General features: G+C 44.7%; 15 protein-coding genes and 1 tRNA gene. 3 read left to right on the top strand and 13 right to left on the bottom strand.

The annotated features are described in order from the left end of the window. Positions 1-318: 318 nt before the first annotated feature. The 11 genes from FFM78_RS02080 to FFM78_RS02030 all read right to left on the bottom strand — a co-directional run bounded on the left by FFM78_RS02080 (position 319) and on the right by FFM78_RS02030 (position 12,794). Positions 319-403, bottom strand: a tRNA-Leu gene (locus FFM78_RS02080). A 107-nt stretch (positions 404-510) separates the two neighbouring features. Beyond that, the gene (gene thrB / locus FFM78_RS02075; RefSeq protein WP_137636782.1) at positions 511-1,380 is read right to left on the bottom strand and encodes a homoserine kinase; all 870 of its coding nucleotides are present in this window, start codon (positions 1,378-1,380) and stop codon (positions 511-513) included. 111 nt (positions 1,381-1,491) lie between these two features. Further along, positions 1,492-2,769 carry a homoserine dehydrogenase gene (locus FFM78_RS02070; protein ID WP_137636781.1) on the bottom strand — a complete coding sequence of 426 codons (1,278 nt, stop codon included), beginning with the start codon at positions 2,767-2,769 and terminating at the stop codon, positions 1,492-1,494. Positions 2,770-2,859: 90 nt separating this feature from the next. Continuing rightward, positions 2,860-3,300 (bottom strand): SprT family protein, encoded by a 441-nt coding sequence (locus FFM78_RS02065; protein WP_137636780.1) that lies wholly within the window; start codon positions 3,298-3,300, stop codon positions 2,860-2,862. Beyond that, positions 3,293-5,455: a Tex family protein gene (locus FFM78_RS02060; RefSeq protein ID WP_137636779.1), complete on the bottom strand. Its 2,163-nt coding sequence runs from the start codon at positions 5,453-5,455 to the stop codon at positions 3,293-3,295. The genes FFM78_RS02065 and FFM78_RS02060 overlap by 8 nt, the downstream gene beginning before the upstream one ends. Before the next feature lie 124 nt (positions 5,456-5,579). Further along, positions 5,580-6,272, bottom strand: a complete 693-nt coding sequence (locus tag FFM78_RS02055) for a GTP pyrophosphokinase (protein WP_223876980.1) — start codon at positions 6,270-6,272, stop codon at positions 5,580-5,582. After that, entirely contained in the window at positions 6,256-7,488 is a 1,233-nt protein-coding gene (locus FFM78_RS02050) for a chloride channel protein (RefSeq protein WP_137636778.1), read from the bottom strand. Before FFM78_RS02050 ends, FFM78_RS02055 begins: the two co-directional genes overlap by 17 nt. A 325-nt stretch (positions 7,489-7,813) precedes the next feature. Next, complete coding sequence (locus FFM78_RS02045; protein WP_137636777.1) at positions 7,814-8,584, bottom strand: ABC transporter ATP-binding protein; 771 nt, start codon at positions 8,582-8,584, stop codon at positions 7,814-7,816. Next, positions 8,577-9,476 carry an ABC transporter permease gene (locus FFM78_RS02040; RefSeq protein WP_137636776.1) on the bottom strand — a complete coding sequence of 300 codons (900 nt, stop codon included), beginning with the start codon at positions 9,474-9,476 and terminating at the stop codon, positions 8,577-8,579. Before FFM78_RS02040 ends, FFM78_RS02045 begins: the two co-directional genes overlap by 8 nt. Continuing rightward, positions 9,473-10,477 carry a tryptophan ABC transporter substrate-binding protein gene (gene trpX / locus FFM78_RS02035; protein ID WP_137636775.1) on the bottom strand — a complete coding sequence of 335 codons (1,005 nt, stop codon included), beginning with the start codon at positions 10,475-10,477 and terminating at the stop codon, positions 9,473-9,475. Before trpX ends, FFM78_RS02040 begins: the two co-directional genes overlap by 4 nt. Before the next feature lie 292 nt (positions 10,478-10,769). Then, entirely contained in the window at positions 10,770-12,794 is a 2,025-nt protein-coding gene (locus FFM78_RS02030) for a glycosyltransferase family protein (protein ID WP_137636774.1), read from the bottom strand. A 213-nt stretch (positions 12,795-13,007) separates the two neighbouring features. On the opposite strand from FFM78_RS02030, the gene FFM78_RS02025 reads away from it, so the two are divergent. From FFM78_RS02025 to FFM78_RS02015, 3 genes are read left to right on the top strand one after another with little or no spacing between them, the layout of a single operon-like run. Beyond that, complete coding sequence (locus FFM78_RS02025; protein WP_171001816.1) at positions 13,008-14,285, top strand: glycosyltransferase 87 family protein; 1,278 nt, start codon at positions 13,008-13,010, stop codon at positions 14,283-14,285. Further along, positions 14,275-15,375 carry an acyltransferase gene (locus tag FFM78_RS02020; protein WP_137636772.1) on the top strand — a complete coding sequence of 367 codons (1,101 nt, stop codon included), beginning with the start codon at positions 14,275-14,277 and terminating at the stop codon, positions 15,373-15,375. Before FFM78_RS02025 ends, FFM78_RS02020 begins: the two co-directional genes overlap by 11 nt. A 4-nt stretch (positions 15,376-15,379) precedes the next feature. Further along, positions 15,380-17,473 (top strand): glycosyltransferase-like membrane protein, encoded by a 2,094-nt coding sequence (locus FFM78_RS02015; protein ID WP_137636771.1) that lies wholly within the window; start codon positions 15,380-15,382, stop codon positions 17,471-17,473. A gap of 52 nt (positions 17,474-17,525) precedes the next feature. On the opposite strand, the gene FFM78_RS02010 is transcribed toward FFM78_RS02015, so the two are convergent. Together FFM78_RS02010 and FFM78_RS02005 are read right to left on the bottom strand one after the other, a co-directional pair. Continuing rightward, complete coding sequence (locus tag FFM78_RS02010; RefSeq protein WP_137636770.1) at positions 17,526-17,966, bottom strand: hypothetical protein; 441 nt, start codon at positions 17,964-17,966, stop codon at positions 17,526-17,528. Positions 17,967-17,989: 23 nt separating this feature from the next. Further along, complete coding sequence (locus FFM78_RS02005) at positions 17,990-20,659, bottom strand: cation-translocating P-type ATPase (protein ID WP_137636769.1); 2,670 nt, start codon at positions 20,657-20,659, stop codon at positions 17,990-17,992. Positions 20,660-20,676 lie beyond the last annotated feature (17 nt).

Genomic DNA, 20,676 nt, shown 5'->3' with positions numbered 1-20,676 from the left:
CCTTGGCAGATGAAATTTGCGTAACATCGACTTAAGAAACCACTTCAAATAATTAAATCCCTATTCAGTTGATTTTTTGTTTGCGCCTATTTTTAGATGTCCGGCTTTGTTCGCAGTCGCTGCTGTTTCGGTATTTAAAGCCCTATACAAAGGCGCTCTCGTTGGGCAGTCAATTACTGCCAAAATGATCAAAGCTAAGTTCTATTTATTGCTTTTTACCGAACCTTTTTTAAAAAACAATAGTAAAAAACGTTGCCAAAGCGGGCTAATAATAAGCCTGCTCGAGCAACGTTTTTTTACGCTTTGAAACTATCTTGATGCGGCTGACTGGACTTGAACCAGCATGAGAAAAATTTCTCACTAGATCCTTAATCTAGCGCGTCTGCCATTCCGCCACAGCCGCAAATAGCCAACTGTTTTATTCTAGCAAAAAAAAGATAGTGACGCAACGCTTTTTACTAATTTCTAATGTTAGCAAGAAACATGCCCTACAGCAGCGTGTTTTTCACCTTATTTTTCGATTGCTAATCCAGCTGGTGCGATCGCTAAATTCAGCCAGCGGCCCTTTAACGGCAACGTTTCTAATTCGTCAAGGATCGCAGCGGCGTTTTGGGTGGGCACCATGCTGATAACCGTTGGCCCAGCACCACTTAGGTAAGTCCCACACGCCCCGCATTCACGGGCACGTTCACGAATCTGTTCTAGATGCGGCACTAATTTTCCACGATAGGTTTCGTGAAATTGATCGCGTTCCATCATCCGACCGGCTAGCTCTAGATCGCCACGTAATACTGCCGCAACTAACACGTTGGCCGCTGAGCTGGTGGTCACCGCCGCTCGTAGCGGAAGCTTAGCCGGTAAAACCGCCCGACTAGCGCTGGTCAACAGCTCAGCGTCGGGAATAAAAGTCAGCGCCCGCGCCGCCGGAAATGGTGCACTAACCGCGTCGGCCTCGACTTCATCATAAGTTGCGGTCACAAAACCACCATAGATCGCTGGCGCCACATTATCGGGATGCCCTTCCAACTTAACCGCGATCTGCAATAGATCATAATCCGTTAGATCCAAGTTGCCCAGCTGATTCGCTAATTCGATACCAGCAATGATCGCTGAAGAACTACTGCCAAGGCCGCGCGCCAAAGGTATTTCTGAACGCATAACTAGCCGATGCGGCTCTAAATCAGGAATCAAGGCCAGCGCTGTTTTTATGATCAAATTATGCTCATCGGTGGGAACGTCAGCCCCCATCTCATGATCAATAAACCAATCTGATCGTGCTTCGCCGATGGTGATGGTCAAATATAAATTCAGCGCTAAACCAATCGAATCAAAACCAGGGCCAAGATTAGCACTAGTTGCCGGTACTCGAATTGTTGTCATAACTGTTGTTCCCCCCTAATAAAAATTAAACGGCCATATTCAATGACCCTACCGCCGCAAATTTTATTGCAGTTTATGTCTGTGCAGCGGATAACTCAATTGACCACACGCTTATAGAACCTTATATGTGGACAATAAGTTGATATTATCTAATTCAGCCACTGCCGCCGTGATTTTTTGCAATTGGTCTAAATCGATCTCATGTGTGATCATCACCACATGCGCAAAATCACCATCACTGGAAGTTTGCGTCAACTGTTTAAAGCTGGCCTGCACTTCCGCCATGATCTTCGTTAAGGTCAACATTTGCCCCGGAATATCGCGCATTTTCAGCGCAAAGTAATAAGCCGATTTCACCACTTTAGCCGGCGCTAAGGACGCACCTTGCCGGTAGTTGTTAAACGTATTACCGGTAATGCCGATACCGATATCTTTGGTAACCGAAATAATATCACTGAGCACACTATTAGCAGTTGGCAATTCACCAGCACCAGGGCCATAAAACATGGTTTCGCCAACGGCAGCCCCTTTGACAACCACTGCGTTATTTTCATTTTGCACAGCAGCCAAAGGATTGCCTAACGGTACTAATGCTGGCCCAACGGCAACGTTGATCTGCCCCGCAATTTGTTTGGCGGTGCCGATCAATTTGATCGTGTAGCCCAGACTCTGTGCCTGCTGGATATCCTCTAAACGAATTTTGTCGATCCCTTCAACCGCAATATCATCCAAAGTCAAATTCATCCCGAAGGCAAATTGCGTCAAAATGATCATTTTATAGGCAGCGTCGATCCCCTTTACATCATTGGTAGGGTCACTTTCGGCAAAGCCCAGCTCCTGAGCTGACTTTAAAGCCGCCGCGTAGCTGACTTTTTTCTGATTCATTTGCGTCAAAATATAATTAGTTGTGCCGTTAACGATCCCGCTGACTTCCAGAATCTGATCCGCCGCAAAACTATTGACGATCGTTCGTAGAATCGGGATCCCGCCGGCAACACTTGCCTCATACATGAGATCGCGCTGTTTTTCTTGCGCAATATCGACTAAGCGTGCGCCTTTTTGCGCGATCAGGTCCTTATTAGCGGTAACAACATGCTTGCCGGCCCGTAATAATTGCTCAATATACCCTTCAGCAGGATCAACCGTCCCCATAACTTCAACCACAATCTGAACCGTTGGATCCTGGACCATATCCGCAATATTCGCAGTCACCGGCACATCAGGTAATTCAACTGCCCGCTTTTTGGCTGGATTATGCACCACGACACGTTTGATCACTAACTCGCGGCCAGTGATCGCGGAAATCTTGTCTTTATGCGATTGCAACAAGCGAACGACCCCACTGCCAACCGTTCCTAAACCAAGTAAACCAATACCTATTTGTCGCATTTTGTATCCTCCCATTTCATCATTAAAGTTATTTAGCTGAAACATGCCGCTATCAATTGAGAATTAACCTACCAAGCCTAAGCGTTGGTGTTACAGTAACTTTAGCCGGCCGCCGCATTTACCACAAACATAACGTTGCGTATTTAACCGCCGCTGGCGTGCATAGTTTTGCCCACACCGCCGACATTGGTAATGCCACTGAACCTTTTTAGCAACGGTCAATGCTGGTGCGTAGCGACTACCACCCACTGCTGCTAACCATTGTTTAAAGTCATGATCACGATGCCGGTAGCCCCCGCCCGCCAAATGAAGATGATAGTGGCACAATTCATGTTTAACAATGCCCAGCAAAATAGATTTATCACTATCTTCCGCGAAACGCGGGTTAATGTCAATATGATGATCCTCTAAATGATAACGACCACCCGTTGTTTTTAAGCGTCGATTAAAATTTGCCCGGTGTTTAAAAGGCCGTTGGAAATATTTTTGCGAAACTTGCTGAATATAATGCGTTAATTCTAAATCAGTCATTTTTATGCGGTGGGATCATCGTCAATTGGACCCGCTCGCGCTGCTGTTCAACTGCCAGCACCCAAACGTGAACAATATCGCCAACCGCAACCACCTCACTTGGATTTTTGACAAAGTGATCAGCTAACTGCGAAATATGGACTAAGCCATCATGCTTCACGCCAATATCAACAAAAGCACCAAAATCAATGACATTGCGCACTGTCCCTTCCAATGCCATCCCCGGTTTTAAATCCGTGATCGCCAAAACATCGGTGCGCAGAAGTGGTTGCGCATAATCATCACGTAGATCGCGACCTGGCTTACGTAAGCCGCTGACAATATCCTGCAAAGTCACTAGGCCAACCCCTAGCTCTGCTGCCAACGCGGCCGTTGCCGTGATCTTTTCGATCTTAGTGGTACCAACCGCCGCCAAAGTTAAGTCAAATTTAGCTAAAACTTGCTTAGCGACTGCGTAACTTTCAGGATGAATATCAGTGTTATCCAACACGTTTTTTCCGGCAATGATTCGTAAGAACCCAACTGCCTGTTCAAAGGCTTTTGGCCCTAACCGGGGTACCTTCTTCAATTCTTGGCGCTTGGTAAAATTACCTTGTTCATTCCGGTAAGTGACGATGTTATGCGCAGTTGTCTTACTTAAACCCGAAATATGTTCTAGTAATTCTGGACTAGCTGTATTCAGATTAACGCCAACGCTATTGACCACGTCTTCAATAACAATGTCGAGTTGGCCGCTTAATTTTTTCTGCGGAACATCATGCTGGTACTGACCGACGCCCACTGCTTTCGGGTCAATTTTGATCAGTTCTGCCAGTGGATCCTGTAACCGGCGTGCAATACTGACGGCACTACGTTCTTCAACATTAAAAGCAGGGAATTCTGCCCGCGCCACGTCACTAGCGGAATAAACACTGGCACCCGCTTCATTGACGATCACATAATAAACTTTACGATCCAAAGTTTTCAGCACTTCAGCCACAAACTGTTCTGATTCCCGACTAGCCGTGCCGTTACCAATGGCGATCATTTCTACCTGATTTTTTTCAATAAAGGTTTTAAAGATTCCTGCTGCCGCTTGCCGTTTACTTTGCGGCGCTGGTTTATGCGGGTAGATCACTAATTTGTCGAGAAATTTACCGGTTGCATCGACGACCGCCAGCTTACAACCTGTTCGGTAAGCCGGGTCAAAGCCCATTACGACGCGCCCTTTCAGAGGTGCCTGCAATAATAAGTTACGTAAATTAGCACCGAACACCGCGATCGCTTGATCTGCGGCCTGATCAGTCAAATTACTGCGGATCTCCCGCTCAATGGCTGGCCCAATAAACCGTTTATACGCATCAGCGATCGCCGCCTTAACCACATCTACCGCCGGCCCTTGCTGACCGCGAATAACCACCTGCTCTAAATGCCACTGGATCGGCCGCGTTTCCACCGCTAAGCTGGCCTTTAAAATACCAGCTTTTTCACCACGATTAACCGCTAAAACGCGGTGCGATACCATTTTAGCTAATGGTTCGGCAAAATCGTAATAAATTGAATAGACTTGTTTTTCGTCTAAACTTTTATCTTTGACCTGCGCAGTGAACTTAGCGTGCTTAGTCGTATATTGCCGGACCCATTCACGATAAGTCGCATTGTCGCTGAATTCTTCGGCTAAGATCTCATGCACACCGGCCAAAACATCAGCGGTTGTCGCCAGCTTCTTGGCCGGATCAATAAACGCCTGTGCTTTTGTATTGATTGCGGTTTGCGGAAACGTTAATAACCAAGCAGCCAATGGCGCTAACCCATTTTCCCGAGCAATGGTAGCCTTAGTCCGGCGCTTCTGCTTATAGGGTAAATAAAGATCCTCAACCTGCTGTAATTTAGTGGCTTTTTGAATCTGTTGTTGCAGCTTAGGTGTTAATTTGCCTTGTTCTTGAATACTATTTAAAACTTCATTCTGGCGTTCGACTAAACTAAGTTGATAGTTGTAGGTACTTTCGATCGCACGAATTTGCACTTCATCTAAGTTACCCGTAACTTCCTTGCGGTAACGCGCCACAAAGGGAACGGTGTTGCCATCCGTTAATAAGCCAAGGGTGCTTTTAATTTGTTTAGCGTGATACTCCGGTAAACGGTCAATTGTCCGCTGTAAAATTTCGTTGTCCATAACGACCTCATTCTATTAATTTACTTACCTACTATTATACGTAGCCCGTTCGTGAAATACCAGCACACAAAAAAGGGTTAACCGACCTATCCAGTCAAAGTTAACCCTTTTTCGCAATCGTCACCTACATGTCAACTGGGTGATCGTGTTCTAATTGTTGTCGAATCGCCAGCATTTCTGTTTCTAAATCATTGATCTGCACCGCTGCTTTTTCCAAACGCGTTGTTAATTCGCTGTGTGCTAAGTTATTTTTATAACGCAAACCGTGCTCAAGGCTAGCCCAATAATCCATGGCAATCGTTCTAAACTGAATCTCAACCTTTAACTGCCGCGTTTGCTCTAAAAAGAAAACCGGAATTTGTACGATCACATGTAAACTACGATAACCAGATGGTTTCGGTTGCTTAATATAATCTTTGATCTGCAAAACGTTAACGTCAGTTTGTTGCATTAAGGAATGTAAAATCAAATAAATATCATCCGTGTAGGAACAGATAACGCGCACACCGGCAATATCCGCCAAGTTTTGTTCAATGATCGCTGGTGAATAAGCTAAACCTTTTTTATCTAACTTCTTAACAATACTTTTTAATGATTTAATGCGGGTCTGAATTTGATGGATCGCGTTTTTGCGGCCGATCGTAGTGCCACTACTTAATTCTCGATCAATAATTTTCAACTTAGTGGTGACTTCATCCAGTGCCGACTGATAACTAACGTTTAACTGCATATAATCGGTGAGCACTTCAACTCCAGGATGGGCACTATCGGCTTGTTCTTCTAATAATGCTAATATTTTTTTAGTTGTGATTGCCAAATAAAAAGCCTCCAGTTAGTTTTTTAAGTCCTAATAACAAGCATAACGTGACTAAAATCACCGGCCACAATTGAACCGGGAAAAATAACGCCAGCAGAATGCTAGCCAACACAGGTCGTTGCAACAAAGTCGCCGCCATACTGGCACTGATCACGGCGATCACTAATAAATGATCGACCTGAGGCAGCAAGGAAGTGACCGCCAAGCCTTGGGTGATCGCGGCAAAAATAATTGGAAAAATATCACCGCCGATCCAGCCAGTTGCCACGCAGAGTAGCATAAACAGCAACTTGCTCAACGCCATTAACGTTAAAAATACGCTTGAGCGCGTCAACCAAGCGCCGGTCAATAAATGAAACGCGTGTTGCCCCGAGAAAAGTAAGTCCGGCAACCAAAGCGCTACTACAATAATGACTAGGCTACCAACCAAGATCCGTTGCCGCACGGTTTTAAACACACGGGGAATAAATTGGGTCAACTGATAACCACAAAAACCGAGTAGGCGCCCGTAACCAACACCTAGGGCGACTAAAAGCGGCACCCATAATAAATCGGCCGCCACCCAATGGGTCAGTCCAATTTTAGTGATAAACGCCGGTTGATCGGTAGCGCGCATCAAAGCGCTAAAGGTGGCCAGCCCATTCACGATAAAAAGACCGTAAAAAAACTTTTTTTGCCGTTGCAATGCTTGAACATTAGTTAAAGGCGTCGGCCGAGAAGGCGCTAAATAACGGTGCGGCGCCAACAACACCGCAGCCCTTTGCGACCAGGTTTGTTGCTGTAGTTGTTGGAAATTAAAATAGTAAAAGCGCAACTTCTCACTTTCCCACACTGATGATAAAACAACGGCACTCAGTAAGGCAGCCTCTGGGCCGACCCCGGCGCCGGTCAGCAAAATCACCAAGGCACTGATTAGTGCCGGAATGACCCGCTGGCCACTAATTCCTTGCGGTGTGCGCAATGCTGCCAACGTGACATTTAGCTTTTGCGGTAACGTCCCCCAACGGCGCTGACATTTAAGCAATAAAAACGTGCCACCAGCCACCAAAAGTAACTTATACCCACTGCTCACCAGCGGGTCAGTTGGCAAATGGGTCCACAGCAATGCGCTTAACTTATTTTCTAGAAATAAAAATGTAAACGCCAGTAAACCAATGAACATGCTCAACAAAATCCCGTATAAAAATAGGCCCGTCGTTCGCCGCGAAATTTCCAAGTCAACCACCTCACAATTAGTTTAGTTGTAGTATAACATGGATTAAAATCAGGTAATTGAACAAAAAAATGCTGCAACAAAATAATCATCCTGCTCAGATCGGGTTATTAAATCACTAGTTAGCCCCCATTCCGTCGCCGCTATACAGAACCTTGCCTACTGACTAAGTGAATTATTTTGTTAGCATACTGTTTTATTTTCTAAACTTAAAATCGTATCAGAGCCCCCACGCAAAAACGCTGATGAAAGTAGTGAAAAATCCACGTTTTCATCAGCGTTTGCGGGTGCGATAATCTTTAACTATTTGTTTAAGCGACCTTGCGGCCTAGCTTAAAGTCTCATCGAAGAACTCATACAACTGTTCCCGGCTTAACTTTTTCTTTTCCGCAGTATTAAAATCTGCTTCAATTCGACCATCGTCAATAACGATCAAGCGATTGCCATAGGCCAAAGCATCCTCCAAATGATGCGTGATCATTAGACAAGTCTGATTGCTTTGCGTGATCCGCTGTTGCGTATAATGCATTAACTGCTCACTAGTTTTCGGATCTAGCGCTGCCGTATGCTCATCTAATAGTAGAATATCTGGCGTCGTCATCGTAGCCATCAGTAGGCTTAATGCCTGACGTTGCCCACCAGATAAGTTACCGGTGGGTGTATCCAAATGTTCCTCTAAGCCATTACCGATCTCAGCGGCCATTTCATGAAATTTATCACGATTTTGGCGTAACTTACGCAACTTCAAAGTTCGCCGTTGGCCGCGCTGTTGGGCTAACAATAAATTCTCCGCAACGGTCATTCGCGGTGCAGTTCCCATTTTAGGATCCTGAAAAACCCGACTAAGGTGCTGCGCCCGCTTTTCTTCGTTATCCCGGCTGATATCGCGATCACGTAAAATGACTTGGCCAGCAGCAGGCTGTAAATTACCGGCAATGGTATTGAATAACGTTGTTTTACCAGCCCCGTTAGTGCCTAACACAGTCACAAAATCACCACGATTAATGGTTAAATTCAATTGTTTCAGAATGTCACGCTGTTCATTACCAGTATTAACACTGACCACAATATTTTTTAATTGTAAAATTGGCTCACTCATGCCGTGCCACCCCGTTCCGAATTATTTTTTGGACGTGAAATTTTTGCTGCAAAGTTGGTAACATTAACGCTAAGGCTAAAACAATGGCCGAGATCAGTTTTAAATCGTCGGTATTGAAACCTAATTGTAAGACAATTAACAAAACGAAACGGTATAAAATACTGCCTAAAACTACCGCTACTAAACGCTGATTCAAGGTCAATTCACCAAAAGCAACTTCGCCGATGATGATCGAAGCTAGGCCGATAACGATGACGCCGATCCCCATGCTGACGTCGGCATAACCGTTACTTTGCGCCATTAAGGCACCGGAAATCCCGATAAAGCCATTGGAAACCATCAAGCCCATGATCGTCATGCCATCAGTTTTAATACCTAAAGAACGCGCCATCGTAACGTTATCACCAGTGGCAATAAAGGCCTGCCCTAATTCGGTTTGCAAGAAATAACTTAAAATGATCAAGGTCACAAGTACAAACAAGAAGCCGACCACTACACCGTCAAAGTATTGTGGTAATCGTGTTAAAAATTTGGCCTTAAACAAGGTGTTCTCGTTTAATAGGGAAACATTGGCCTTACCCATGACCCGCAAATTGACTGAATACAAGGCGGTCATCACTAAAATACCGGCTAATAAGATTGGAATTTTGCCTTTGGTGTAAAGCAGCCCTGTGGCTAAACCGGCTAACATCCCGGCAACAAACGCCAACAACGTTGCCAATAATGGTGACATCCCGTGGGTGATCGCCGTAACGGCCACCGCCGCACCAAACGGAAAAGTGCCTTCAACCGTCATATCAGGAAAATTCAGCACCCGGAAAGTCAGAAACAAGCCGACACCGAGAATCCCCCACATTAAACCTTGACCGATCGCTGATGTAATTAGACTCATTTATAAACCTCTCCCTTCTGCTGTGCTTCTTTTTGCAACTTAGCCGGGATCTTGATCCCCAGCAAGTCCGCTTCCTTTTGATTCAAAATCAAATCACCTTTGGCCACGATTTTGATCGGCGTAGTAGCTGGTTTGGATTTACCTTCCAATACGTCTGCCGCCATATTCCCAGTGACCACGCCTAATTTATATTGGTTGATCCCGTAGGTCGCTAAGCCACCATCTTCAACCATGGTGCCAGCCGGTGGGAAAACAGGGATCTTCGCCGCATTCGTGTTTTTAACTAATGTTTGCATGGCACTGGCAATCGTATTATCCGTCGGTACATAAACGGCCTTAACTTGGCGCGCCATTGTTTGGGCAACTTGATCAACATCATTAGAATTAGAAACGGTGAATTCTTTGATGGTAAAACCGTACTTAGGTGCAATTTTACGTACCACTTTAACTTCAGCCTGAGCAGATGGATCACTGGATGTATACATGACCCCTAGCACCTTCACATCCGGCATGATCTCGCGGATCAATTTTAATTGATCGGCAGTTGGTGTCCGGTTGGAGACCCCAGTAATATTGTGACCAGGATGCGCGTTATTTGCCACTAACCCGGCCGACTTAGGATTGGAAATAGCACCTAAAATCAACGGCGTAGTTTTATCTGTATTGGCGATCGCCTGCGCAGCTGGCGTAGCGATCCCAATATTAAGATCAGTGCCTTCATTTTGAAAACGTTCAGCGATCGACTTCAAATTACTCTGATCACCTTCAGCGTTTTTAAAATCAATCGTGGCGGTTTTACCATTAACAAAACCCCGCTTACGTAATTGATCAATGGTCCCCCGGCGAATATCATCTAAGGCCGGATGGGACATGGTCTGCAAGATCCCAATGGTCGGCTTTTTCACCGCCTGTGGTTTATTAGATTTGACGCCGCCTTCCTGGAAAAACGCAAAGCCCAGAAAAACCAGTAACAAACCGATGAACGACAACATACGTTTCATATCAAACTCCCCCTAATCTTTTCAAGAAAAAAAGCAATCACCAATTTGGGGTGATTGCTTAAAAGTAAACAAAAACCCGCATAGATTATCTATGCGGGCATGAAAAACAACAAGGCCAACATAGATACGATCCTCTGACAGATCGTATCTATCTTGTCTAAGATAGTCGTCTGTCTACAGTTGGCTTTGCCACCAGGCATTGTTTAATTGTAGACGACTAACTTGCATTGTAGTTCCTCTTTTCTCGATTTAAGTTACTTAGAGTATAAGTCAGTCCAACAGAAATTGTCAACTAGGAATTTTTACGTTTAATTGCTAGGCCTAATAAACCACTTAGATTAACACCTAATAAAGCTATCCGCCCACTTGCTGGTACTAAAGCGGCCGTTGTTTGCACATTAACTGTATACCTGAAGTAATAGCCATTTGTGGCTGCTGGAGTGGTGGCCAGTTTAAGCAAGGGACTATGGGTCACCGACACTGCAACTGTATGCCTACTAGTATTTTTTAATTTAAGCTGATATTTGCCAGCAGGCAGCAGCGTTTTTTGCATCCATTGACCTGGTTGCTGCGCTACCCAATGATGCTGCTTTTGCTGTAAGGTCAAGCGTAACGCCTTTCCACTAGTCGCAATATCCGCCGTTTGAATCTGATTAAAGGCCTGCGGAATTTTTATTGTCTGAACCAATTGCTGACCAGGCTGCACCTGCAACTGACTCATTTGAAAATAACTTCGCACTGGCTGCATCGTCACCGGGTTAGTTTGTGATGTAGCCTGCGACCAACTAGCTGTTTTTAGATAACCATATAAATTTGCGACCATTAACCCAATTAAACCAGCATAATAAAGTCGGTTTTGCCGCCACAAATGGATTTGATCAAGCGGACTACCACTAGCAAGGCCAAATAGAAACGGCGCCGCTAAAAAGGCATAACGGGCTTCGACTTCCCAGAACAAAACATGTAGCAAGAAGATCCCCAATAACCCTAATTCAAAAAAGAGTTGTCCAAAAGTCGGTTCGCGCCAACTTTTCCAAACCGTCCACCAAGCTAAACTTAACAAGATCAAATAAATAACTTGGCTAAAATTAGCAATCACAGTCCGAAGCTGGGTTTGCCGCTGCAATAAGACTTGCGGAATTTTCGTAAAACTATCCGGCCATAATAACATGCCCATTGTGCCGGTTGACCACATCGTCACTGTTTTACGATAAAATTGCCGCAGTAAACCAAATGGTCCTAAGTGTTTCAAGCGTCGCCAAAGCGCTTGATCAACTGCTGTTTTATTGGCCTGAACCGAACCTAAGCGTGTCGTAGCATCAATATCACTTTGTGAATAAGTACCAAAGCTAGTTGGATTCAACCCCATTAACATCCAAGAACGCGTAGGAAAAACGCTGGCCGCCTGCGGTTGATAGCCGGTAGATCTTGCAAGTTGCTTACTACCAGCATTGCCTGCCCACAGCAGCACTAAGGCTAATCCAGCAACTAAAACAATTTGGCCGCAACGACGCCAATTTAATGGTCGTAACAACCACCAACCCAATAAGGCGGCAATGCCAAAAACGATCGTATTACCTTTGATCAAATAACCGAGCATAAAGGCCAGAATAGCACCGCCTAGCCAACAATAACGACTTAATGACTTTTTTTGCTGGTAGGCCAAGTCCACACAAGTCAATAATAGTAACGGATAAGGTAACACTAACCCATCCGTATAAAAGTCTAGCGCATACCCAAAAAAGGGTAAAAATAGTGGTAATAGAACTAATGAAAAAGTTGCCGCAGTTTGACTATAATGGCGGTATAACCAGTGCCATACTAGACCTATTGCTAAATCAATATGTAAAAATAATAAAACATTCAGGAAACGCCCAAAAGCGACGCCTTGGATCTGACCTGTAAGATGCATAATTCCAGCCAAGATCACCGTAATATTAACATTGTTAGGATACCAAGAAAAATAACGGAACCAATGTTGCTGACCACGTGCTAAGGCAGCGGCCTGCATTCGAACCGCAGCGGGATCCAGTGAACCCATCCCGACGATCTGCCAAGCCAGCCAGCCTTGTATCGCCAGCACCAACACAACCAACAACCAACTTAATTTGTTTTGGCTGTGCGGACGCCGCATTAGCCAATGATAGCCATGAACGAGAAAGAACAGTCCGGTTAACGCTAAGATCAATAATAGTGGCGCAGCCAGCCAGTGGATAGTCACTTGCCGATCCACTGGGACTAATAAAGCAAGCACCGTGACCATACTTAAAACCAGCAAAGTGATCATGGCGATACTGCGGCGTAAAAAAAGCTGCATAGCTAGCCTCCCCTATGTAAATATCGCTTAAGCAGAGATTATATTTTTTTAAAAAGGTAAACTTAATTATACTATTTTTGCTGTCTAACTGTTAAATCTTAATTATCATACTCGTTCAAAAGTCTATTTTCAATCTGTAAAAAATTTACCGCAATTATTGTTAGACTTGTGCTATTCTGATTAAAGATTACATATGAAGCGAGGACAATAGTTGTGCTTAAAAAAAGTCACATTTTATTTTGGTTATTATTACTTAGCGCAGCGATCAGCGAATGCGTGATCGCCGCAACCTTTTGGGGCAACATCGATCTACTGACTTATAATTTTCCGTGGGCACAGATTTCTGCTCAACACTGGCTAGGCCTTTATCGGCCGCAATATGCTGGCACTTACCAAGTTAATTATCCACCATTGGTACCGACGCTACTGTGGCCGTTTGGTCAAATAATCAATCATTTTGGGCTAAGCATAACTACTGGTTCTGGTGCCCACAAAGCGGCAGCATTTCTAACGATCAAATTATTAGGCATGCTCTTTCAGTGGCTCACTGCCGGCTTTATTTACTGGAAGGCCAATTCGCGGCGTTTAAGTTTAGTACTAGGTACACTGGTTTTACTTAATCCCAGCATTTGGTTTAACGCAAGTTTTTGGGGCCAGGCAGACGCACTTTTAATTTTCTTCATCGTTGTTAGTTTTTACTATCTACAACAACAACGCTTTGGTTGGGCTAGTTTTTGGTTTGCCTTAGGTTGCCTGACTAAGCTGCAATTCATGTACTTGGCCCCTTTATTTGGCCTGTACTTATTATTAAAAGCCCGTTGGCCCCAAGTATTAGCTTGCGTTAGTGGAATCATTGGCCTTAATTTACTCGGCTGGTTACCTTTTATGTTGGCCATGCGCCAGCCGCTACTACCACTTAAAGTTTTCACCAGCGGCGTCACCCAGTATACCGAGATCATCGCCAATGGTTTTAATTTTTGGGCGGGCGCTTTAAAAGCACGAATCTGGAGTAAGCAACTTAGAAACACTGATCACATTACGTCCTGGCTAACTTATAACCATCTGAATACCGTCATCTTAGTGCTGATCATTATCAGCAGCTGTATTTGGTTTTGGTGCGTAGCTAAGAAAAAAGTAGCGGCGTTACCACTGGCCTACACCGGAGCAATTTATAGTGGTCTGATTTTCATGTTCACCATGGGCCAACATGAACGCTACCAATTAAGCATGCTCGCCTTCGTCATTTTATTATTACTCAGTCAAACAGAAAAAAATGACTTAGTACGACCGTTATTGTGGTATAGCAGTGTGACCTTGATGACCTTCCTGAATCAGGCGGTCTTTTATTTATCTGTTTATTTGAAGATCAGTTCCTTACAAGGATTTGCACTGGCTTTGCGTTTGGGAGGCATTATCAATACGCTGCTCTTTTTACTTTTAGTTGGTGAACTAATTTGGCACCGACCACAGGAGGTTGATTATGCAAAATAAATTAAAACAACGCCAAACTGGCTTTGACATTTTACGCGTTTTCGCTATTGGCTGTGTCGTTTTTAGCCATGCCCTACCGCAAAAAATCAATTTTCAACAGCTTAGTCCTGTGGATCAATGGTTAAATGCCGCTGTGATCGCAATCGGACATTTAGGCGTTCCCATTTTTTTCATGTTATCTGGCTATTTTTTACTGAAACGTGATTATTCGGATGCAACAAAAATTCGGCAATTTTATCGTACCCATTTTTGGCCCCTGCTGATCACTTTAGAATTATGGGTGCTGGCCTATACCCTATTCTTAAAATTATGGCTCCACCGACCAACCGATTTGTTCCAAGTGTTTTTGGATATGACTTTTATTTCGCGAACTGGGCGTATCGGCGTCGGCAATTATTTCTTTAATTACTGGTTTATTCCAGCAATTTTAGGCCTTTATCTGGCGGTACCATTTGTAGCCCGCGCGGTTCAGCACTTTCCGCGCCGCTATTTGTTGGCAATTTACGCTTTGGTCGTCAGTCAAACAATGCTAGTACCAACAATAACTTTATTTTTTAACGCGCAAGGCCTACCAGGAATTTCGGTCTCCCAACTAGATCTATCTTACTTTGGCGGTTTAAGTGCAACCTACTTTTTTGCCGGTTATTTATTGCGAACACAACGTCATCAGCCGCCTTTATGGTTGGTGGGTCTAGGTACACTTATCTTAACTGCTTTGATCGTTACTACGCAGTATTACTTCCAATTCACACAATATAAGCAGTACACTGGCGGTCAACTTAACATGCCGTACGGCTACTTATTACTGCTACCCTGTGCATGGGGACTGATGAACTTAGCTCAACATTGGCAACTTCACAATTCAGCTGGTCGCTTTATCTTTTACCGGTTAGCACAGTTATCCTTTGGTGTTTTTCTGATCCATCGTGGTTTTAGCTTAGTTTTTATTAAATTAAATTGGTTCACGACCTTGTCGGTGACCCGGCAAACTTTTGTCGTTTGGTTCGTTTTATTCGTGCTTAGTTATCTAGTCGTTGGGGTACTAAGCTTAATTCCAGTGCTGAAACGCTGGTTATTTTTGGGACGGTGATCTTATGCTTAAAAAAAAGACAATTGGTTCTTGGTGGCAACAAAGTTATTTAGGGTTATACGGTTTAATTCTCTTAGCAATTTTTGGTCTAGCAGCGGCAGCCTTTCCTGATTCCTATCATCATGGCACGGTGCGCTTAGATCGATTTTTGATCCTTATGGCTGCAGCTGTGGTGCTTTTACTATTATTTGCTTTGAAGCGCTGGCTAAACCGACAATCTAACCGCTTGATCAGTCTTTTAACTGGGGCGATCGTGTTACTTAGTCTTGGTTTTCAGCTTTGGCTAGCCTTTCAAATTATTGGTGATAATATTTTTGACGGCATGGATACGCGCTTCCAAGTGATCAATTTATTGAAAGGCTCGCGGCAGTGGCTTCCATATTTTCACCAATTAGCTGAAAATAATGTGCCGCTGACCTTGATCGAATTTTGGCTATTGCAAGGCTTTAAAGTGCTACATATCAATGGATTTATCGGGTTGAACTTATTTTTGTTTGCTATTGTCGACTTAACCCTAGCCTTAAGTTGGGATTGGTTGCGTCGGCATTTCAGCCTACAAGCTGGCTTTTTGGCAATTTTAATTGCTACCGTCTATTTTCCTTTTTATGGCTACGCACTTTTCTTCTACACTGACGGCTTGGCGGTTCTTTTTCCGGTGCTCACTTTGTGGTTACTTGATCGTTATTTTGGTACGCAACGCAGGAGCAGTCGGTGGGTGCTTGTCGTTCTTTTGGGCTGCGAACTGTGGTTAGGCTTCTGGATCAAAGGCAACAATGCCATTTTATTAATTGCTTTGATTTTAGTTTTACTGATCGAGCATCATTTCGGTTGGCGGCAAACGGTGGTCAGCATCGCCGTGATCGGCATTATTTTCTTTAGTGGGCAGCAACTTCTAGCGCCACAAATTAAAAGTGCCTACGGTTACCAACAACCGCTCAGTAAAAAAATGCCGGCTTTGACCTGGACAATGATGGGCTGGAACAAAAGTACTAAAGGCTCCAGCAGTCATGCTGATACTGGTATGATTCAAAACCAGCCTACCTATACTAAAAAACAAGCATTGGCAAAATACGAAATTAAACAGCGCTTGAAAAATATGGGGTCGGTTGGTATTGGCTATCATCTAGTCCGTAAATTAAGTTTGATGTGGGCTTATGGCGACATGGATGCACTAGAAACTATCAATCAAGCCCAGCATTATCCGGCCGTTTTTCGTTACCTTTATGGTTCTAAGAAACCCCTATTAAGCACTTGGAATCAAATTTTATATTTGACTATTTTATTTAGCAATTTGTTGTTAGTCGGCCAACTCTTTATTCACCGGCGCAAATTAGCACCAACAACGAGCTTTATCATACTAACGATTCTAGGCGTCGGTGCCTTTCACTTATTATTCTGGGAAGCCGAGGCACGTTACGTTTACTTGTTACTACCGTTTTTGTTGATCCTTGCTAGTGGCGGTCTGACCAGTACTGAAATTCAACCAGCACAGCAATGGTTAGCGCATCGGTCTAATTGGTGGCGTTTAGGTTTAAGTACCGTTATTTTAATCGGTGCTGTGCTAGGTTTCTGGCAATCACATTGGTTAACTAAGCCACAGGTACAGCAACAACCGCGGATCATGCAAACTAAGGATTACGGTACCATCAAATTAACTAGTCAAAAAAAGTTGGTACAACAATTTAAATTAAAACACGCGGCTAATCAGATCACCTGGCTCAATCCTCGTAGCCAGCGAAAATCTGGCCTTCAAGTCACGGTGCACCAAGTTACAACTAAGAAAACCTGGACCTTGCACCAACAAAAAGACCACCAAACCTGGCAGCGTCGGCTTAACCTAAAGCCAGGCACGTACCAGTTAGTGATCCATAACCCGCAAACAAAAGTGGTTAAAGTAGCCATTTTAAGAAGCTGGCAATATCATGCTGTTCCGCAGCTAAAGCCCCTAACCTCAAAGCCACAGCAGCGCTACTTATTATTAAAAGTTGTTCATCAATGGTGGGCACCACTACTGTCACTGACACAACTAAGTATTCTCTATATTATCGTTGTTGGTAGTTTACTGCTGTCCATTTGGCGCCGCCCTAAAATAAACTAATAAAAAGCTTCTGGCTTACCAATCGGTAAAGTCAGAAGCTTTTTCAATAATATTAGCGCAAAATCTGTGCGATCCGTGCAATTTGTTTGTTTAACGCCAGCGAACTATCATCTTGCTGTTTTTCCGCTGCTGTAAAGGCCGCCGCATCGATCCTATGTGCCGTTGCGTCAACGCTAGCTGCCATTTGGGCACAGCCGGCCACATAATCTGCGTACGCCGCCAACAATAAGTGATGGATCCCCAATGCTTTTGCGGGTGGTCGTACTGCTTTAACAGTGGCAAGGCTGGCCTGGTAACTCGCCACGCCTTGATCAAAATTAGCTTTGATGCTGGTCCATTGATCATTGCTAATATCAGCCGTTGTATCAGTTGCCAAAGCATTTTTTAGTAATTCGTAATCACCATTTAACTCACCGGTTAAACGCTCCGTAGTGGTGATCAGCGCATCGATCACTTGGGCATAGTGTGCCATAACCTGTTGTACTTTTACCATTTTTACCCGACCTATCTATAGAATTATTTGTTCATACCTAGACGGCGTTGCACAAACTTCACGATCTCAACGATAATGACGATCGAGAAGGAAGCGCCTAATACGGTCAGCCATTGATGCCAGTCAAGTGGCGTGACGTGGAATAATTGGTTGAATCCAGGAACTAAGATCGTGGCCGCCATCAAAATCGTGGATGCAAGCACTGCCCAGTTAAAGGCATGATTAGCAAGAATACCACGATGGAAGATCGAACCATAAATTGATTTAACGTTAAAAGCGTGGAATAACTGAATCAAACCTAAGGTCGCAAAAGCCATAGTCAGCGCATCAGCGTGGGCCAGAGCACCGTTAGCATGCACCGGATAAGTGATCCCGATCCAATAAACGGTTAACGTGATGATTCCCTCCAACAAGCCTTGATAAATGATCGAATGACTTAAGCCGCCGGAAAGGAAGTTTGACTGCCGCCCGCGGGGTTGACGCTTCATAATATCCCGCTCCATTGGTTCAATGCCTAAGGCGATCGCCGGAAAAGTATCAGTCACTAAATTGATCCACAAAATCTGAACTGGCGCCAAAATTTGCCAGCCCAATAGCGTCATCATAAACAAAGTCAATACTTCACCTAAGTTGGCCGATAACAGGTACTGGATCGCTTTTTGAATGTTGGCAAAAACTTTACGCCCTTCTTCAACGGCCACAACGATCGTCGAAAAATTATCATCGGCTAAAACCATGTCGGAAGCATTCTTGGACACTTCAGTTCCCGTGATCCCCATACCGATACCAATATCGGCTGCCTTCAGCGCTGGGGCATCATTGATCCCGTCACCAGTCATGGCAACGACTTTGCCGCGCTTTTGCCAAGCGTTGACGATCCGCACCTTATGTTCCGGTGCGACCCGCGCGTACACCGCGTAATCATCCACGCGCTTAGCAAATTCTTCATCGCTCATGTCGTCGAGTTCGTTACCGCTGATGATCGCCTTTTCATCATGATCACTAATAATACCTAAGCGTTTAGCGATCGCTTCGGCAGTATCACGGTGATCACCGGTGATCATCATTGGGCGAATACCGGCTTCTTTGGCTTCCCGCACGGCTTCTTCAACTTCTGGCCGTTCGGGATCGATCATCCCGATCAAGCCACTAAAAATTAAGTCTTGTTCCACAGTATCTGTATTGACCTGTGCAGGGATCTCATCCACAATTTTATACGCCATTCCCAGAACACGCAAGGCCTGGCGCGCCAATTGCGTATTAGTACTTAAAATCAGCTCCCGCTCGGTGTCATCCATAGTCGCTTCAGTACCGTCAATTTCATAGCTAGTTGTTCGTTGCAATAATTGATCTGGCGCGCCTTTAGTCGCTACCAGATAACGCCCATCTGCCAGTTCATGGATCGTGGTCATCAATTTACGTTCTGAATCAAACGGTACTTCGTTGACCCGCGGCAAACGATCTAGCAACGCTGACACGTCCAACTTATGGGTCAAGCCAAATTGGACCAACGCTGTTTCGGTGGGATCACCGAGCAGCTTGCCAGCTTTGTCGATTTTGGTATCATTGGCCAACGTCATGATCTGGACCGTCATGTTGTCAAAAGTTACCTTACTCTCACTAGCAACTTCTAAACGATTATTAGTGAATAATCGTTCCACGGTCATTTTATTTTGGGTCAATGTTCCGGTTTTATCAGAAGCAATAATATCAGTGCTGCCTAAGGTTTCTACTGCCGGTAATTTACGGACAATGGCATTACGCTTCGCCATTCGCTTGGTACCTAATGCTAAGGTGATCGTTACAATTGCTGGTAAACCTTCAGGAATCGCCGCAACGGCCAAGGAGATCGCCGTCAGCAGCATATTCAAGATCGTTTCGCGCTGATTTAATAATCCTAGGGCAAAAATCAAAACGGATAGGAACAAAATCAACCAAGTCAGTGTTTTACCTAATGAATTTAAATTCTCCTGCAAAGGTGTTTTGGTTTCATCGGCTTGATTCAACATGCCGGCGATCCGCCCCACTTCGGTTTGCATCCCTGTCGCCACCACGATCCCCGTGCCCCGACCGTTGGTGATATTACTATTCATAAAGGCCATGTTGGTTTGGTCACCTAAACTAATTTTTTCATCTGGTTTGACTTGTAACGCGGCCGTTTGTTTTTCCACCGGAACCGATTCCCCCGTCAAGGCCGCCTCTTCCACCCGCAACGTTTGTGCTGCGATCAGGCGCAGATCGGCTGGGACCACATCACCGGCCTCCAACAGAACAATATCGCCAGGCACCACGTCTTCACTTTTGATCGTGATCAGTTCACCATCGCGCCGAACGTGCGCCATCGGGGCCGACATTTCTTTCAGTGCATCAATCGCCGCCTCAGCCTGAACCTCTTGGAAAACACCGAAAACGGCATTTAAAACCACTACCAGTAAAATGATCACGGCATCCGCCATTTCACCGCTAAAGGCCGCCACGATCGCCGCAACTAATAAGACGGCGATCATGAAATCTTTAAACTGATCAATAAAGCGCTCAATGATCGTTTTTCGCCGCTTCGCCACTAGGCTATTGGCGTCACCTTCCGTCAGCCGTTTATGGGCTTCCGTTTTACTCAAGCCTTGCTTGGCAGTATGCAACTGTGCTTGAGTTTCTGCTGTTGTTGTGCTGTAAAACTTCTTTGCTTGGGCCAAAGATGATTCCCCCTTTT

It is taken from the genome of Loigolactobacillus binensis (genome assembly GCF_005405165.1).
GTDB lineage: Bacteria > Bacillota > Bacilli > Lactobacillales > Lactobacillaceae > Loigolactobacillus > Loigolactobacillus binensis.
Note: the sequence above shows the minus strand (reverse complement) of the source record. Positions and strands in the feature narration are given on the sequence as shown.

Excerpts from the sequence above, each read along its gene's own strand:
- FFM78_RS02015 (WP_137636771.1), top strand. The coding sequence starts at position 15,380 with ATGCTTAAAAAAAAGACAATTGGTTCTTGGTGGCAACAAAGTTATTTA.
- FFM78_RS02010 (WP_137636770.1), bottom strand. The coding sequence starts at position 17,966 with ATGGTAAAAGTACAACAGGTTATGGCACACTATGCCCAAGTGATCGAT.
- FFM78_RS02065 (WP_137636780.1), bottom strand. The coding sequence starts at position 3,300 with ATGACTGATTTAGAATTAACGCATTATATTCAGCAAGTTTCGCAAAAA.
- thrB (WP_137636782.1), bottom strand. The coding sequence starts at position 1,380 with ATGACAACAATTCGAGTACCGGCAACTAGTGCTAATCTTGGCCCTGGT.
- FFM78_RS02040 (WP_137636776.1), bottom strand. The coding sequence starts at position 9,476 with ATGAGTCTAATTACATCAGCGATCGGTCAAGGTTTAATGTGGGGGATT.
- FFM78_RS02070 (WP_137636781.1), bottom strand. The coding sequence starts at position 2,769 with ATGCGACAAATAGGTATTGGTTTACTTGGTTTAGGAACGGTTGGCAGT.
- FFM78_RS02030 (WP_137636774.1), bottom strand. The coding sequence starts at position 12,794 with ATGCAGCTTTTTTTACGCCGCAGTATCGCCATGATCACTTTGCTGGTT.
- FFM78_RS02045 (WP_137636777.1), bottom strand. The coding sequence starts at position 8,584 with ATGAGTGAGCCAATTTTACAATTAAAAAATATTGTGGTCAGTGTTAAT.
- FFM78_RS02060 (WP_137636779.1), bottom strand. The coding sequence starts at position 5,455 with ATGGACAACGAAATTTTACAGCGGACAATTGACCGTTTACCGGAGTAT.
- trpX (WP_137636775.1), bottom strand. The coding sequence starts at position 10,477 with ATGAAACGTATGTTGTCGTTCATCGGTTTGTTACTGGTTTTTCTGGGC.
- FFM78_RS02020 (WP_137636772.1), top strand. The coding sequence starts at position 14,275 with ATGCAAAATAAATTAAAACAACGCCAAACTGGCTTTGACATTTTACGC.